General features: G+C 73.0%; 13 protein-coding genes. 6 read left to right on the top strand and 7 right to left on the bottom strand.

The window, feature by feature from the left end:
• Positions 1 to 114 precede the first annotated feature (114 nt).
• Positions 115 to 2,712, bottom strand: a complete 2,598-nt coding sequence (locus IE273_RS13485; RefSeq protein WP_189815402.1) for an MXAN_6230/SCO0854 family RING domain-containing protein — start codon at positions 2,710 to 2,712, stop codon at positions 115 to 117.
• A gap of 258 nt (positions 2,713 to 2,970) precedes the next feature.
• On the opposite strand from IE273_RS13485, the gene IE273_RS13480 reads away from it, so the two are divergent.
• Positions 2,971 to 3,681 (top strand): VIT1/CCC1 transporter family protein, encoded by a 711-nt coding sequence (locus IE273_RS13480; protein WP_189815401.1) that lies wholly within the window; start codon positions 2,971 to 2,973, stop codon positions 3,679 to 3,681.
• Positions 3,682 to 3,839: 158 nt separating this feature from the next.
• On the top strand, positions 3,840 to 4,886 hold the full coding sequence (locus IE273_RS13475) for a zinc-dependent alcohol dehydrogenase family protein (protein WP_189815400.1): 1,047 nt from the start codon (positions 3,840 to 3,842) through the stop codon (positions 4,884 to 4,886).
• Positions 4,887 to 4,964: 78 nt separating this feature from the next.
• Here the strand turns inward: IE273_RS13475 and IE273_RS13470 are convergent, their stop codons facing one another.
• From IE273_RS13470 to IE273_RS13460, 3 genes are all read right to left on the bottom strand, one after another.
• Complete coding sequence (locus tag IE273_RS13470; protein ID WP_189815399.1) at positions 4,965 to 6,341, bottom strand: CoA transferase; 1,377 nt, start codon at positions 6,339 to 6,341, stop codon at positions 4,965 to 4,967.
• Between the two features lie 67 nt (positions 6,342 to 6,408).
• A complete protein-coding gene (locus tag IE273_RS13465; protein WP_189815398.1) occupies positions 6,409 to 7,926 on the bottom strand; it encodes a S8 family peptidase in 1,518 nt (505 codons plus the stop codon).
• A 100-nt stretch (positions 7,927 to 8,026) separates the two neighbouring features.
• Entirely contained in the window at positions 8,027 to 9,553 is a 1,527-nt protein-coding gene (locus IE273_RS13460) for a S8 family peptidase (RefSeq protein WP_189815397.1), read from the bottom strand.
• Positions 9,554 to 9,836: 283 nt separating this feature from the next.
• On the opposite strand from IE273_RS13460, the gene IE273_RS13455 reads away from it, so the two are divergent.
• The 3 genes from IE273_RS13455 to moaA all read left to right on the top strand — a co-directional run bounded on the left by IE273_RS13455 (position 9,837) and on the right by moaA (position 13,020).
• Positions 9,837 to 10,193, top strand: a complete 357-nt coding sequence (locus IE273_RS13455) for a DUF485 domain-containing protein (RefSeq protein WP_189815396.1) — start codon at positions 9,837 to 9,839, stop codon at positions 10,191 to 10,193.
• On the top strand, positions 10,190 to 11,845 hold the full coding sequence (locus IE273_RS13450) for a monocarboxylic acid transporter (RefSeq protein ID WP_189815395.1): 1,656 nt from the start codon (positions 10,190 to 10,192) through the stop codon (positions 11,843 to 11,845). The genes IE273_RS13455 and IE273_RS13450 overlap by 4 nt, the downstream gene beginning before the upstream one ends.
• Before the next feature lie 185 nt (positions 11,846 to 12,030).
• A complete protein-coding gene (gene moaA, locus IE273_RS13445; protein WP_189815394.1) occupies positions 12,031 to 13,020 on the top strand; it encodes a GTP 3',8-cyclase MoaA in 990 nt (329 codons plus the stop codon).
• A 39-nt stretch (positions 13,021 to 13,059) separates the two neighbouring features.
• Here moaA and IE273_RS13440 read toward each other — a convergent pair whose 3' ends face one another.
• Together IE273_RS13440 and IE273_RS13435 are read right to left on the bottom strand one after the other, a co-directional pair.
• Positions 13,060 to 13,278, bottom strand: coding sequence for a hypothetical protein (locus IE273_RS13440; protein WP_014671880.1), 219 nt, complete (start codon positions 13,276 to 13,278; stop codon positions 13,060 to 13,062).
• A gap of 221 nt (positions 13,279 to 13,499) precedes the next feature.
• Positions 13,500 to 13,919 (bottom strand): DUF3099 domain-containing protein, encoded by a 420-nt coding sequence (locus IE273_RS13435; protein WP_189815393.1) that lies wholly within the window; start codon positions 13,917 to 13,919, stop codon positions 13,500 to 13,502.
• Positions 13,920 to 14,163: 244 nt separating this feature from the next.
• Here IE273_RS13435 and IE273_RS13430 point away from each other — a divergent pair, with 244 nt between their 5' ends.
• Positions 14,164 to 14,445, top strand: coding sequence for a GlsB/YeaQ/YmgE family stress response membrane protein (locus IE273_RS13430; RefSeq protein WP_189815392.1), 282 nt, complete (start codon positions 14,164 to 14,166; stop codon positions 14,443 to 14,445).
• Positions 14,446 to 14,523: 78 nt separating this feature from the next.
• Here IE273_RS13430 and tyrS read toward each other — a convergent pair whose 3' ends face one another.
• Entirely contained in the window at positions 14,524 to 15,792 is a 1,269-nt protein-coding gene (gene tyrS / locus IE273_RS13425; protein WP_189815391.1) for a tyrosine--tRNA ligase, read from the bottom strand.
• Between the last annotated feature and the right edge of the window lies 1 nt (position 15,793).

Genomic DNA, 15,793 nt, shown 5'->3' with positions numbered 1-15,793 from the left:
ACGACTGACAGCGCGGTCCCTCAGGTCCCGTTCGCGCCCACCCGGGCTCGCCCTCCCGCTCGGCCACCGCACACCCATGCCCCTGGGACGGCGAGTTCGGCGCCGCTGTGACGCTCACCCCAGCGCCGCCACCAGGTCCCCCGCCGTCAGCGGCGCGAGCCCGCAGCCGTCGGCAGGGCCGGGCAGCAGCCGGTACACCTCCCCGGTCGCGCCCTCCGGTGCCACCCCGCCGTGCACCAGGGCCAGCAACACGCGCTTCTTCGCCGCCGCTTCACCCGCACGGGCGTCGACGTCCGCGGCGTCCCCCGCGGGCTCACGCCGCTCCGGTGCCTGAAGGGCCCGTATCCGGGCGGCGAACGCGCTGTCCGCCTCCCCGTCCCGGCGCCGGTAGTGCCACAGCTCGTCGGCGGCGGGCGCGCGGCGGACGACCAGCACCTCGTCGCCGCGTGCCGCCGCGTGCCACACCGCGAGGTCCCACAGCGTCGTACGGCCGTGCGCGAAGTACCGGAACAGGTCCCGGGCGACCCGGCCCAGGTCCCCCTGGTGCCGGGCCACGTCGTGGTACCCCTCGGCCGACGGCAGGTGCAGGTCCGTCCACAGGAACGTGCGCCGGCGCAGGTCGACCAGCATCGGCACGTGGATGCGCGAGTCGCCTTCCAGGTCGTAGCGCTGCCGTACCGCGCGCGGGTGGTACCCGGCGCCGCGCGCCCCCTCCGCCGCCGACGGCAGTGCCATGAAACCGGCGAAGGCGTCGAGCAGTTCCTCGAACGGGATGTCGTTGAAGCTGAAGACGACCGGCACCGCGTACCGCACGCCCCGCCCGCCGAGCGCGCCGAGGTCCAGGTCGACGTACTCGGTGGCGCCGTCCGGAGCCGGAGCCGACGTCAGGTCCCCGGAGTGGACGGCCCACCGGTCGCCGTACACGAGGTTCGTGTAGTCGCACAGACCGGCGAACTCCCAGTCCTCCTCGTACAGGGCCACCGACAGGTCCAGGTCCACCCGGGTCCTCTCGGGTTCCGTCCAGTGCAGGAACAGGCGCAGCACCTCACCGGCGGGCAGGGGCTGGGTGCTGCCGCGCGGCACCGACACCAGGGCCTTGGCGGCGGTGCGCTCGGCGGAGGGCACCGCGAGCCCCGCGAGCGCCGAGTCCAGCACCGCCAGGTCGAACCGGGACCCGCCGGCCAGGCGGCGCAGCGCCTCCGCCTCCAGCAGCGCGCACACGCGCGTGGTGACCGCCTCGGCGAGCGGCGGGCGCGTGTCGTCGGCCGTGTACGCGTGCGTGACCTGCCCGCGCGGGAAGAACACCCGCCGCTCGCCGGGGAGATGACGGACGCGCAGCCGGCCCAGCGCGGCCAGCAGCGGGCCGGGACCCGCCCCGGGCAGCGCCCGCCGCAGCACCTCGGCGAACTCCTCGGGCAGTACGTCGAGTTCGCGCAGCCGCAGCAGATGGTCCAGCCGGCGCAGCAGTTCGCCCGGCCGCTGTCCCAGGAGGACGAGCGCGGCGCCGGTGTCCCGCCCGGCCAGCGCCTGTTCCGCACGCGCGCGCCAGGTGGCCGCCCGGATCCGGCCGTCCGCGACCCGGACGGCCTCCGGGTGGGCGGCGGCCGTGCGCAGCAGGGCCTCGCCCAGGGCGCTGCCGTCCGCGACCGGCGTGCCGCGCAGCACGGCGAAGGCGAGGGCGGCCCCGGGACGGCGGGCGTGGTGCTCGAAGGGGTGCAGGGTCTCGGCGGCCCGCTTCCAGGCGACCGGGTGCCGCAGGACGTCCTCCACCAGCGAGGGCACGGCGAAGGAGTCGAGCAGGCCGAGCAGCCGGCGGCGCAGCGCGCGGGGCAGCGAGCGCAGCCGGGGCGGCGCCATGAGGTCCGCCGCGCCGCCGGACCACACGTACAGCAGCCGCAGCACGTCCGTGGCGGTCGTCAGGTGCGTGCCGAGCAGGTCGGTGGCCGCCACGCGCGTGTGCCGGTCGCGCAACAGGGTGCCGAGCACGAGCGCCTTCGTCTCCCGGACCGGGATGTCCGCCGGGAACCAGCCGAGGTCCGTCGGCGCGTGCGCCAGCAGCACCGTGAGATCGGCGCGGTCCTGCGCGGGCAGGGGAGTGCGCCGGGCCAGCAGCGTGCGCAGCGCGCGGACCGTGTCCCCGCGGACGTCCGTGCCGAGCGCGAGCGGCTTCAGCGGGCCGGGCGTCACCTCCCGGGGGCGGCGCGGCTCGCCCGGCACCAGGAACGGGTCGGCGGGGTCGATCCGGCGGCGGCACAGCGGGCAGCCGGTGTAGTCGGCGCCGTCCCAGCACGCGCGGCACACCAGGTGCGCGCACGGCGCCACCGGGTGCACACCGCCCACCGTGCCGCACAGCACGCACGGTTGGGCGGGCCACTGGAGCAGCAGGGCGAAGACCCGGTCGACGTAGAGCCCGAACGTGTCGTCGGGCACGGAGACGGGGAAGGAGCGGAACAGCGGCATATGGGTGCGGTCCGCGCCCAGTTCGGCGTCGAGGTGCCGGATCAGCTGCCGGCCGGCGTCCGCGAGCCCGGCGGGGCCGAGCCAGGCGAGCGCCGCGCGCAGCTGTGCCGTCGGCGCGAAGCCCCGGTCGAGCAGCTCGCCCTCCAGGGCGATGAGCCCCTCCGCCGTCGACGGGTCGCTCGGGCGCGGTCCGGCCTGGTCGACGTGGACGGTACGGAGACGGCGGAGCAGCACGGACGCCAGTTCGGACAAGCGGAATCCCCCGGTGCGGAGAAGAAGGTGGGGCGGGGGCGGAGAGTGGGCGCGCTGTGGATTCCAGAGGTGGGAAGAGAAGGAAGCACGCCGGCGGAGCCGCCCCCGCGATCAGGAACAGTAGGCGTACGGCAGTTCGGGCGCCAGCGAATTTCCGTGCGGCACCCGCGGGTCCCGGCGGCCGGCGCGAGCGGCCCGCCGCCCGCGCGCGGGGCGTCGGTGCGGCGCGCGTGACCCAGGGATGCGATCCTCCCTGCTGTGACGGAACCCACCCATGACGAGCCCCACGGCGGCGCGCTCGGTACCCGGCTGAACTGGCTCCGGGCGGCCGTGCTCGGCGCGAACGACGGCATCGTGTCCACCGCGGGGCTCGTCGTCGGCGTGGCCGGCGCCACCGGGAGCCGCAGCGCCCTGCTCACCGCCGGACTGGCCGGCCTGCTCGCCGGCTCGATGTCCATGGCGGCCGGCGAGTACGTCTCCGTCTCCACCCAGCGCGACTCCGAGATGGCCGCGCTGGCCGTGGAGAAACGGGAACTGCGCGAGCAGCCGGAGGCCGAACTGCGGGAGCTGACCGAGCTGCTGGAACAGCGCGGCCTGTCCCGCGAGGTGGCCCGCGAGGCCGCCGAACAGCTCACCGCGCGGGACGCGCTGAGGGCCCACGCGCGCGTGGAGCTGGGCATCGACCCGGACGAGCTGACCAACCCCTGGCACGCGGCCTGGGCGAGCTTCCTGGCGTTCACCGTGGGCGCGCTGCTGCCCCTGCTGGCCATCGTCCTGCCCCCGGCCGACTGGCGGCTCGCCGTCACCGTCCTCTCGGTCCTGGCCGCCCTGACCCTCACCGGCTGGAGCAGCGCCCGCCTCGGCGCGGCGGCCCCGAAACGCGCGGTCCTGCGCAACGTGGCGGGCGGCGCCATGGCGATGGCGGTGACGTACGCGGCGGGGAGCCTGCTGGGGGCGGCGGGCGTGTGACCGGGCGGGGGCGCCCCTGGCCGCGCGGACGGCGGCGGCCCCGGCGTACGGTGAAGTGGACCCGGCACCCCGGGCCCCCGGGCCCCCGGGCCCCCGACGACCGCACGACCCGCACGACCCGCACGACCCGCACGACCCGCACGAGAAGGATCCCCGCCATGCGTGCCACCACCATCCACGCCCCGTTCGAGCTGCGCGTGGAGGAGGTGCCCGAGCCCGTGGTGCAGCTGCCCACCGACGCCGTGGTGCGGGTGCTGCGGGCCTGCATCTGCGGCAGCGACCTGTGGGCCTACCGGGGCGAGGCGGCCCGGCAGCCGGGGCAGCGCATCGGGCACGAGTTCCTCGGCGTCGTGGAGGAGACCGGCTCCGAGGTGAGCACCGTGCGGCGCGGTGACCTGGTGGTCGCGCCCTTCATGTGGTCCGACGGCGTCTGCGACTACTGCCGCGAGGGCCTGACGACGTCCTGCGAGCACGGCGGCTTCTGGGGTTCCGTCGGCTACGACGGCGGCCAGGGCGAGGCCGTCCGCGTGCCGTTCGCCGACGGCACCCTCGTCCAGCTCCCCAAGGACGCGGCCTGCGACGACCACCTGCTGTCGGCCCTGCTGACCCTCTCCGACGTCCTCGGCACCGGCCACCACGCCGCCCTCGGCGCGGGTGCCCGGCCCGGCGCCACGGTCGCCGTCGTCGGTGACGGCGCGGTCGGCCTGTGCGCCGTCCTGGCCGCCAAGCGGCTCGGCGCCGAGCGGATCATCGCGCTCGGCCGGCACGAGGTGCGCACCGACATCGCGCGCCGGTTCGGCGCCACCGACGTCGTCGCCGAGCGCGGGGACGCGGCCGTCGAGGCCGTCCGTGAGCTCACGCGCGGGCAGGGTACCCACGCGGTCGTGGAGGCGGTCGGCACCGAGCAGTCCATGCGGACGGCCGTCGACATCACCCGCGACGGCGGCGCCATCGGCTTCGTCGGCGTGCCCCACGGCAGCGGCACCGGCCTGGACCTCGGCGTGATGTTCGACCGGAACATCGCCTTGCGCGGCGGTGTCGCGCCGGTCCGCGCCTACCTCCCCGACCTGCTGCCTGACGTACTCGACGGCACGATCGACCCCTCGCCGGTGTTCGACATGACCGTCGGCATCGAGGACGTACCCGCCGGCTACAAGGCCATGGACGAACGCACCGCGCTCAAGGTGCTGGTGACCAACGGCTGAACCAGCGCTGGATCACGGCTGGACCGATTCCGTCACCATCCGTCAACAGTTGACATCGTCCACACCTGGATCAACCCGTCACCGCCACTCCGCCGGGTCCGACCCCCACGGCACCGGAGGCCGCGCCCAGTCGGCTGGGCCGCCGGTGAAGGACACGGCCGGGCGGGCGTGCCGGAGGCGGCCCAGGGGGCTGTCCGTCTCGGCCAGCCAGGCGTCCGGGCCGGCGTACGGCGCCCCCTCGGCCGCCGTGGACAGGGTGCCGTCGGTCAGCCAGTGGGCGGTCCGGGCCAGCGCCAGCCGGACCAGCCGGCTCCCGCCGTCGTACGACTGCTCGGTCAGCGCCCGCAGCACGGCCGCCGCCAGCAGATAGCCGGTGCCGTGGTCCAGCGCCTGCGCGGGCAGCGCGCCGGGCCGCTCCACCGAGCCCTCGGTCGCCGCGATGCCGGTCGCGACCTGCACCAGGCTGTCGAAGCCGCGCCGTCCGCCCCACGGCCCGTACCCGCCCCACGCCGACACCTGGGCCACGACCAGGCCGGGGCGCCGCTCGGCCAGCGCGCGCGGTGCGAGTCCGAACCGGTCGAGCGCGCCCGGCCGGTACCCGGTCACCACGACGTCGGCGGTGCGCAGCAGCTCCTCGAAGGTCTCCCGGCCGGCGGTCAGGTCGAGCGTGGCGGACCGCTTGCCGAAACCCGTGTCGGCGTGCTGGTCCGGCAGCTCCGGCAGCCAGGGGGCGTCCACGCGCAGCACGTCCGCGCCGAGCAGGGCCAGGGTGCGGGTGGCGACCGGGCCCGCCAGCACCCGGGTCAGGTCCAGGACGCGCAGCCCGGCGGCGGGCAGCAGGACGGCGGCGGCCGGGTCCAGGGGCGGCAGTACGCGCGCGGGTGCCGGATCCAGCCGGGCGCGCTCGACCAGCGGCCGTGCGGCCACCTCGGCGGCCTGCGGGTGCGCCCGCCACTCCCGCGGGGTGCGCAGGGCCACGGCGAGGCCACCGGCGTCGTAGACGGCTTCCTCGGCCTCCCGGGCGGAACGCTCGGCGAGCCGGCCGGCGACCTCCTCGGCCGAGGCGTCCGCCGGCAGGCCCAGCGCGCCGAACAGCCGGGCCCGGTGGTGCGGGTAGTTGGCGTGGGTGCGCACCCAGCCGTCGGCCGTGCGCCAGAACCGCGACAGCGGTGCGAAGACCATCGGCGCACGGCCGTCCACCTGGAGGACCCGCTCGCTGTGGAAGGCGGTGGCGACGGCGCCGTCGTCGACCCGGACGCCGGGCACCTCGGCGAGCCCGGCCCGGTGGGCCGCCAGTTCCGCGGCGGCCAGCGCGCACGCGCCGACGCACGCCCGGGCGAGCCGCCGTACGGGAAGGTGCGCCGGGAGCGCGCCTTCCCGCGCGACGACGGTGAGCCGTGCGAGACGGGCGGGATCGCCGCCCAGAGCGGACCACGCGTACGCGATAGAAGTCATGACTGCACTATGCAGTATTGACTCAATCAATATACGAGGGTGCCGACGCGTGGTCCTCCAGGACGGCCTACCGGGTCACCGCGGCCAGCGCGTCCGCCGTGCCCCGTCCGTAGAAGCCGTTGTGGTTCTTCGACCCCTCGCACACCGCGTCCACCTTGCCGTCACCGTTGATGTCGTACGGGTCCGTGCACGGCGTGGGATTGGCCTCGGCGTACAGCAGCGCCTTCACGAGGGCCGCGGAGGCGTGCGGATGGGTTGACTTGATCAATGCGGCAACGCCGGCGACATGCGGGGTCGCCATGGACGTACCGGCCATGTAGCCCCACTTGCCGCCCGGCAGCGGACCCAGGATGAGGCCGCTGGTCGCCGGCGGCTCGGGCTTCTGGTAGGCCGTCGAGTCGCCGCCGGGCGCGGCGATGTCGATGACGCCGAGGCCGTAGTTGGAGAAGGACGACTTCAGGCCCTTGGCGCCCGTCGCCGCCACCGTCACGACACCCGGCAGCTGGGTCGGTATGTCGTAGCACTCGTGCGGGTCGATCACCCGGTCCGAGGGCGTACCGTCGTTCGGGGAGACCGGGTCGGTGATCGAGTCGGACGCGAGGTCGTAGCTCTCGTTGCCCGCCGCCGCGACGTTGACCGCGCCCTTGCGCTCCGCGTACCGCGAGGCCCGGGTGACGGCGTCCACGAGCGCCTTCTGGTCCGGGTCGGTGGTGCAGTTGAAGTACCACGGGTCGGTGTAATAGCTGTTGTTGGTCACGTCGACGTGGTGCTCGGCCGCCCACACGAAGCCGCAGACCACGGCCTCCGTGTAGAAGTAGCCGTCCGGGTTGGCGACCTTGATGCCGGCGACCTTGACGCCCGGTGCCACACCGGTGACGCCCACGCCGTTCTTCGCGGCGGCGATCTCACCCGCCACATGCGTGCCGTGCGGACTCTCCGACGCGCTCGGCCGCCAGGCGCCGTCCGTCGTGTCCGGCTTGCCCGACACGCAGTTGGCGGACGCGGCGCGGTCGAAGTTCGGCGCGATGTCCGGGTGGGTGTCGTCGACGCCCGTGTCGATGACGGCGACCGTGACGTCCCGGCTGCCCAGCGTCTTCTCGTGCGCCTTGTCGGCCTTGATGGCGGGCAGGTCCCACTGGAGCGGTTCCAGCGGGTCCTGGCCGTCGGCCGCCGTCACCTGGGCGGCTTCCCCGGCGCTCAGTGTCTTGGGCGTGCCCATGTCGGTGGTGGACTGGGCGGGCAGCGGCGCGTTGCGCGTGGCTCCGGCCGAGTCGACTCCGCGTACGGAGCGGATCCGCTGGGCGAAGCCCGGGTTCGCCGAGTGGGCGACGATCACGCCGATCCGGTCGTACGCGACCACCACCGAGCCCCCGGCCTCGGCGATCGCCTGCTGGACACGCGCCGACGCGGCGTGTCCCGGGCGGACGTTGACGACATAGCTGAGCGTCGGCCCGTCGGCGGAGGCCGCCGGGGTGCCGGTGGCTGCGGAGGCGTTGACGCCGGGCAGGAACGCGAGGGCCGTGGCCAGGGCCATCCCGGCGGGGAGGGCGAGGGCGCGGCGGTAGCGCGACGTGGGCGCTGTCATGGGTATTCTCTCCAGTTCGTTCGCGGTACGAGCGCGTCGTACGGGACGTGCGGGTGGAGCGCCGTCGGACGACGACGACGGCGTGCGGGCTGCCGTCCGGCTACTCGACCGCGCGCAGCGCGTCGACGACACCGAAGCCGTAGAAGCCGTTGACCCGCTTGCCACCGGCGCAGGTCGCGTCCACCACCCCGTCGCCGTCACCGTCGTACGGTCCGGCCGGGCAGCCCGGGTTGTCGGCCTGGGCCTTCAGCAGCGCCCGCAACTGCGCCGGAGTGGCGTGCGGGTGGGCCGACTTGAGCAGCGCGGCCACCGCGGCCACGTGCGGGGAGGCCATGGAGGTGCCCTGGAGGAAGCCGTACTGGTTGTTCGGCAGGGTGGACAGGACGCGGCCGTTCTTCGACGGCGTGTCCGGGATCTGGTACTTGTCGCCGCCCGGCCCCGCCACGTCGACCACGCCCTGGCCGTAGCTGGAGTAGTACGACTTGGTGCCCTTCACGCCCACCGCGCTCACGGTCACCACACCGGGCAACTGGGTCGGCACGTCGAAGCACTCGTGCGGGTCGATCGTGCGGGTCTGGGCCGTGGAGTCGTCGGGACTGGAGTCGTCCACGAGGGCGTCGGCGTCCAGGTCGTCGTTGGAGTTGCCCGCGGAGGCGACGTTGAGCGTGCCCTTGCGCTGGGCGTAGAGCTGGGCCCGGTTGACCGCGTCAACAATGGCACGTTGATCGGGGTCGTCCATACAGTTGTACAGCCATGGATCAACGTAGTAGCTGTTGTTGGTTATCTCGATGCCGTGGTCCGCGGCGAACACGAACGCGCAGACCACGCTCTCCGGGTAGAACAGCGACGTCTCGTCCGGCTGCGCCACCGTGATGCTCGCGACCTTCACGCCCGGCGCCACACCGGCCACGCCGATGCCGTTGCGGGCGGCGGCTATCTCACCGGCCACATGGGTGCCGTGGTAGTGGTCGGCGTCCGCCGGCCGCCACGCGCCGTACGTCGTGTCCGCCTTGCCGCTCACACAGCTCGCCGACTGGGACGCGGAGAAGTTCGGGGCTATGTCCGGGTGCGTGTCGTCCACACCCGTGTCGATGACCCCGACCGTGACGTTCCGGCTGCCCGGATTCACCTTCGCGGCCCGGTCGGCACCGATCGCCCGCAGGTCCCACTGGTCCGCCTCCAGCGGCTCCTCGCCCGCCGTCGCGCCCGCCGCGAGCCGCGCCTGCTCCGCCCGGGACAGCACCTGCGCCGCGCCCTCGTCCGTCGTCCCGGCCGCGCTCAGCGGCGCGGTCCGGGTGGCGCCCGCGGAGTCGACCCCGCGCACCGCCCGCATCCGCGCGGCGAAGTCCGGGTTCGCGGAGTGGACGACGATGACACCGATCCGGTCGTAACCGGCCACCACCGTGCCGCCGTTGCGCGCGATCTCCCGCCGCACGGACGCGATCGTGCGGTCGTCCGTCCGGGTGTTGACCACGTAGGCGAGATTCGGGCCGTCCGCCGCCCGCGCCACCGTGCCCGCGGCGGGCGCCGCCGAGGCCACCGACGGCAGGAAGCCGAGCGAGGCGGTCAGCGACAGCACGACGGGCACGGCGAGCGCGAGCCGGCGTCTGGAGCGCAGATGAGCCATGGGATCTCCACATCATCCGGATACGAAACCGCCCGGACACGGTCGTGTTCGGGCAGATACATGGCGGGTGGTGCAGGCCGAAGCTATCTGCCGCGCCCGATCTCCGAAAGAGCCCGGCGGACTTGAACCGGCCCGCGCGGGGCGCCGTGACCGTGGACGGGGGCCCGTCGAAACCGGCGCCCCCACCCCGGGATCACCCACCGGAGTCGCGCCGCGACTACCGGTAACGTAAGCCCGGTTCTGTGAAGCCAGACAGCGCATGTCCGTCACGCGAGGAGAGCCCGTGGCCACCGAGACACCGCCACCCGCGAAACACCCAGCTTCCCTTCCCTCCACCGAGGAGTTCACCGAGGTGCAGCAGAGCCCGGAGTTCGGTGAACTGCGCCGCGCCCACCGCTCCTTCGCCTTCCCGCTGACCATCGCCTTCATCGCCTGGTACCTGCTGTACGTCCTGCTGTCCAGCTACGCGGGCGACTTCATGGGCACCAAGGTCATGGGCACCATCAACGTGGCCCTCGTCCTGGGCCTCGCCCAGTTCCTCACCACGTTCCTCATCGCCTGGTGGTACGCGCGGCACGCCGCGGCCAAGCTCGACCCGAAGGCCGAGGCCATCAAGTCCCGGATGGAGGGCGGAGCATGAGCCCCGCGCAGCACACCCTGTCGGCCACCGGCCGGGCGTCGCACACCCTGCTCGCCGCCGGTGAGGCGAGCGAGCACCGGACGCTGATCATCACCCTGTTCGCGGTGTTCGTCGCCGCGACCCTCGTCATCACCGTCTGGGCCGGCCGGCAGACCAAGGACGCCGCCGACTTCTACGCCGGCGGACGGCAGTTCACCGGCTTCCAGAACGGACTCGCCGTCTCCGGCGACTACATGTCCGCCGCGTCCTTCCTCGGCATCGCCGGCGCCATCGCCCTGTTCGGCTACGACGGCTTCCTGTACTCCATCGGCTTCCTCGTCGCCTGGCTCGTCGCCCTGCTCCTGGTCGCCGAGCCGCTGCGCAACTCCGGCCGCTACACCATGGGCGACGTGCTGGCCTACCGGATGCGCCAGCGCCCCGTCCGCACGGCCGCCGGCACCTCCACGATCGTCGTGTCGATCTTCTACCTGCTGGCCCAGATGGCCGGCGCCGGCGTCCTCGTCTCGCTCCTGCTGGGCATCACCAGCGACGGCGGCAAGATCGGCATCGTCGCCCTGGTCGGCGTGCTGATGATCGTGTACGTCACCATCGGCGGCATGAAGGGCACCACCTGGGTCCAGATGGTCAAGGCGGTCCTGCTGATCATCGGCGCCCTGCTGCTGACCTTCCTCGTCCTGCTGAAGTTCGACTTCAACATCTCCGACCTGCTCGGCAAGGCCGCCGACAACAGCGGCAAGGGCAGCGCCTTCCTGGAACCCGGCCTGAAGTACGGCGCCACCGGCACCACCAAGCTGGACTTCCTCTCGCTCGGCATCGCCCTGGTCCTGGGCACCGCCGGCCTGCCGCACATCCTGATCCGCTTCTACACGGTCCCCACCGCCAAGGCCGCCCGGAAGTCCGTCATCTGGGCGATCGGCCTGATCGGCGCCTTCTACCTGATGACCCTCGCCCTCGGCTTCGGCGCCGCCGCACTGATCAAACCGGACGAGATCATCGCCTCCAACAAGGCGGGCAACACGGCGGCACCGCTCCTGGCCCTGCATCTGGGCGGCGTCGACTCCAACTGGGGAGCCGTCCTGCTCGCCACCATCTCCGCCGTCGCCTTCGCCACGATCCTCGCGGTCGTCGCCGGCCTGACCCTGGCCTCGTCGTCCTCGTTCGCGCACGACATCTACGCGAACGTCATCAAGAAGGGCCAAGCCAGCGAGAAGCAGGAGATCGGCGCGGCCCGCTGGGCGACCGTCGGCATCGGCGCGGTCTCCATCGTGCTCGGCGCCCTGGCCCGCGACCTGAACGTGGCCGGCCTGGTCGCCCTCGCCTTCGCGGTCGCCGCCTCCGCCAACCTGCCGACCATCCTCTACAGCCTGTTCTGGAAGCGGTTCACCACCGCGGGCGCCCTGTGGTCCATCTACGGCGGCCTGGTCACCGCGGTCGGCCTGGTGCTGTTCTCCCCGGTGGTCTCCGGCAAGCCGACCTCGATGTTCCCCGGCGTCGACTTCCACTGGTTCCCGCTGGAGAACCCCGGGCTCATCTCCATCCCGGTCGGCTTCCTGCTCGGCGTCGTGGGCACCCTGCTGTCGAAGGAGACCCCGGACGCGGACAAGTACGCGGAACTGGAGGTGCGGTCCCTGACCGGTACCGGAGCGCACTGACGCAAGCCCGCGGAGGGTGCGCACGGACGACCGCGTCGGCACGGACTGTACGGTCCTACGACGCGGTCGCGCCGTACCTCGTGGGATCGTGCGCTGTCGATGTCAGCGGCGTCACGTAGGCTCGCAGGTGACGGACGACGCACGCGCGCCCGGCGACGAGTGACCGGGAGAGGGAGGGGACCCACGTGCTCATCGACACCTACGGCCGAGTGGCCACCGATCTGAGGGTCTCGCTGACCGACCGGTGCAATCTGCGCTGCACCTACTGCATGCCCGAGGAGGGCCTGCAATGGCTGGCCAAGCCCGACCTGCTCACGGACGACGAGATCGTCCGCCTCATCGACATCGCGGTCCGCGCGCTCGGCATCGAAGAGGTCCGCTTCACCGGCGGTGAGCCCCTGCTGCGCCCGGGCCTGGTCGGCATCGTCGAGCGCGTCGCGGCGCTGGAGCCGCGCCCCCAGATGTCCCTCACCACCAACGGCATCGGTCTCAGGCGCACCGCGACCGCGCTGAAGGCGGCGGGCCTGGACCGGGTCAACGTCTCCCTGGACACCCTGCGCCCCGACGTCTTCAAGACCCTCACCCGCCGCGACCGCCACAAGGACGTGCTGGAGGGCCTGGAGGCCGCCCGCGAAGCCGGGCTGAGCCCCGTCAAGGTCAACGCGGTCCTGATGCCGGGGCTGAACGACGACGAGGCCCCGGACCTGCTCGCCTGGGCGGTGGAGCACGACTACGAACTGCGCTTCATCGAGCAGATGCCCCTGGACGCCCAGCACGGCTGGAAGCGCGAGGGCATGGTCACCGCCGGGGACATCCTGACCTCCCTGCGCACCCGCTTCGACCTCAGCCCCGAGGGCGCCGACGAGCGCGGTTCGGCCCCGGCCGAGCGCTGGCTGGTGGACGGCGGCCCGCACCGCGTCGGTGTGATCGCCTCGGTCACCCGGCCGTTCTGCGCGGCCTGCGACCGCACCCGCCTGACCGCCGACGGCCAGATACGCACCTGCCTGTTCGCCACCGAGGAGACCGACCTGCGCGCGGCCCTGCGCTCGGACGCCCCGGACGAGGAGATCGCCCGCATCTGGAAGCTCGCCATGTGGGGCAAGAAGGCGGGAGCGGGCCTGGACGACCCGTCGTTCATCCAGCCGGACCGCCCGATGTCCGCGATCGGCGGCTAGGCCCCGCGACGCCGGGATGATCCAAACGAGAGGGCCTAGCTAGGCTCCCTCGGCCGCCCGCCACTCGTCGAACGCCACCACGTCCTTCAGGAAGCCCCGCACCCCGAGGAACTGGGACAGATGCTCGCGGTGTTCCTCACAGGCCAGCCATGTCTTGCGCCGCTCCGGCGTGTGCACCTTCGGGTTGTTCCACGCCAGCACCCACACGGCGGCGGCACGGCAGCCCTTGGCGGAGCAGATCGGGGTCTCGTCACTCACGGGTTCGTCTCGGGTTCGTCTCATGGGCTCAAACAAGGCGACGCCGGGCAGCCACGGGGGGAGCTGCCCGGCGTCGGTCCATCGCTCCGACGGGGGATGCGGAGCGCGTACGCAGTATGTCACGGGTACCCCGCCGCCCGGCACCGGAACAACAGGATTGATCTGAGCTTTTCTTGAGCTTGCCATATGGTCGCATTCCGCTTCCCAGGCGTCCGCCGTGCTCAGACCGGATCGGCGTGCTCACCGCGCGCTTCGGGCGCCGGATTCGTCGGTATGTCCTGCGCCGCGGATTCCCGCACGGACTCCCACGCGGAATCCGACCGTCCGTCCTCGGCCCCTGACGGCGCGATCATCGGCCGCATCGGCGCGGTGACGAACGTGGACGGCAGAGACGGCGGCCTTTCCCGGCCCGCGTTGGCGATCACCACCGCGATATAGGGCAGGATCGCACCGAGCACGAGCGCGACGATCGCGACGTACCGCTCGACGTTCCACAGGGAGACCGCGAGAATCACCGACACGGTACGGACCCCCATGGAGATCACATACCGCCGCTGCCGGCCCCGGACATCCTCGGCGAGTCCGGCCCGGGCGCCGGTGATCCGGAACACCTGGACGCTGCCGCCGTGCTGCTTCCGCATCACACTCCACCATCCGCCCGCATCGGACTCTCCCCGGCCCGCACCCTCGTCCACCTCCGGCGGGGAACCGGCCGGGACACCTCCCACGTTACGCCGCGCCCGCGCCGCCTTCGAGACCGGGTCGCCACCGGCCTGCGACGACGCCCGGGGCCCCGCCGCGTACGGGGGAACCCGACGTGCGCCGTACGGCGGACCGAACCACACTGGCCGTAATGCTCACGTCGAGCCGTACGAGGAGGCAGCCATGGGCTGGTTGTGGGCGATCATCGTGGGATTCGTGCTGGGTCTCATCGCCAAGGCGATCATCCCGGGCAAGCAGCACAGCCCCCTGTGGCTGACCACCATCTGCGGCATGCTGGGCGCCATCGTGGGCAACGCGGTCGCCCGCGCCGTCGGCGTGGCGTCGACCCGCGGCATCGACTGGAGCCGCCACATCTTCCAGCTCGTGGCCGCGATCATCATCGTCGCCGCGGTGGACGCCCTGTACATGGCGACGCTGGGCAAGCGGAAGCAGCAGCGGGCCTGAGCCGAAAGGAGCGCGGGGACCCGCACGACCGGCCGCAACGCGGTCGCGGTCGCCGGCTGCCCCGCGCCCCTACGACGCTCAGGCGCCCGTGACCTCCACGGCGGCCAGATTCTTCTTCCCGCGCCGCAGCACCAGCCACCGCCCGTGAATCAGGTCCCCCGCGGACGGCACCGCGTCCTCGGCCGTGACCTTCACGTTGTTCACGTAGGCCCCGCCCTCCTTCACGGTCCGCCGCGCGGCGGACTTGCTGGCGACCAGGCCGACCTCGGCGAACAGGTCGGTCACCGGAGCCAGCTCGGTGACCTGGACGTTCGGCACCTCGGACAGCGCCGCCGCCAGCGTCCGCTCGTCCAGCTCGGCGAGCTCGCCCTGCCCGAACAGGGCGCGGGACGCGGCGATCACCGCGGCCGTCTGGTCGGCGCCGTGCACCAGCGTCGTCAGCTCCTCGGCGAGCGCCCGCTGCGCCGCCCGGGCCTGCGGACGCTCCTGCGTCTGCCGCTCCAGGTCCTCGATCTCCTCACGGGACCGGAAGCTGAAGATGCGCAGGAACTTGGAGACGTCCCGGTCGTCCGCGTTGACCCAGAACTGGTAGAACGCGTACGGCGTGGTCATCTCGGGGTCCAGCCACACCGTGCCGGACTCGGTCTTGCCGAACTTGGTGCCGTCCGCCTTGGTGATCAGCGGGGTGCCCAGCGCGTGCACCACGGCCTCCGGCTCGACCCGGTGGATCAGGTCCGTGCCCGAGGTGAGGTTGCCCCACTGGTCGCTGCCGCCGGTCTGGAGCGTGCAGCCGTGCCGCCGGTACAGCTCCAGGAAGTCCATGCCCTGGAGGATCTGGTAGCTGAACTCGGTGTAGCTGATGCCCGCGTCGGAGTTGAGCCGGCGGGAGACGGCCTCCTTGGCGATCATCTTGTTGACCCGGAAGTACTTGCCGATGTCCCGCAGGAACTCGATGGCCGACAGGCCCTGGGTCCAGTCCAGGTTGTTGACCATCACCGCGGCGTTCGGCCCGTCGAAGTGGAGCAGCGGCTCGATCTGCGCGCGCAGCCGCTCCACCCAGCCGGCCACCACCTCCGGCGCGTTCAGCGTGCGCTCGGCCGTGGGCTTCGGGTCGCCGATGAGGCCCGTGGCACCGCCGACCAGCGCCAGCGGACGGTTGCCCGCCTCCTGGATGCGGCGCATCGTCAGGACCTGCACGAGGTTGCCGAGGTGCAGGCTGGGCGCGGTCGGGTCGAAGCCGCAATAGAACGTGACGGGGCCGTCCGCGAACGCCTTGCGCAGTGCGTCCTCGTCCGTGGAGAGGGCGATGAGCCCCCGCCACTTCAGCTCGTCGACGATGTCCGTCACG

Origin of the sequence: Streptomyces olivaceoviridis, from assembly GCF_014650115.1 — a bacterium.
GTDB lineage: Bacteria > Actinomycetota > Actinomycetes > Streptomycetales > Streptomycetaceae > Streptomyces > Streptomyces olivaceoviridis.
This window is presented reverse-complemented; position numbering and strand designations above follow the sequence as displayed.

Bases quoted from the DNA above. Each gene is read 5' to 3' on its own strand.
- IE273_RS13465 (WP_189815398.1), bottom strand. From the start codon at position 7,926: ATGACAGCGCCCACGTCGCGCTACCGCCGCGCCCTCGCCCTCCCCGCC.
- IE273_RS13470 (WP_189815399.1), bottom strand. From the start codon at position 6,341: ATGACTTCTATCGCGTACGCGTGGTCCGCTCTGGGCGGCGATCCCGCC.
- IE273_RS13435 (WP_189815393.1), bottom strand. From the start codon at position 13,919: ATGCGGAAGCAGCACGGCGGCAGCGTCCAGGTGTTCCGGATCACCGGC.
- IE273_RS13430 (WP_189815392.1), top strand. From the start codon at position 14,164: ATGGGCTGGTTGTGGGCGATCATCGTGGGATTCGTGCTGGGTCTCATC.
- IE273_RS13460 (WP_189815397.1), bottom strand. From the start codon at position 9,553: ATGGCTCATCTGCGCTCCAGACGCCGGCTCGCGCTCGCCGTGCCCGTC.
- IE273_RS13450 (WP_189815395.1), top strand. From the start codon at position 10,190: ATGAGCCCCGCGCAGCACACCCTGTCGGCCACCGGCCGGGCGTCGCAC.
- IE273_RS13475 (WP_189815400.1), top strand. From the start codon at position 3,840: ATGCGTGCCACCACCATCCACGCCCCGTTCGAGCTGCGCGTGGAGGAG.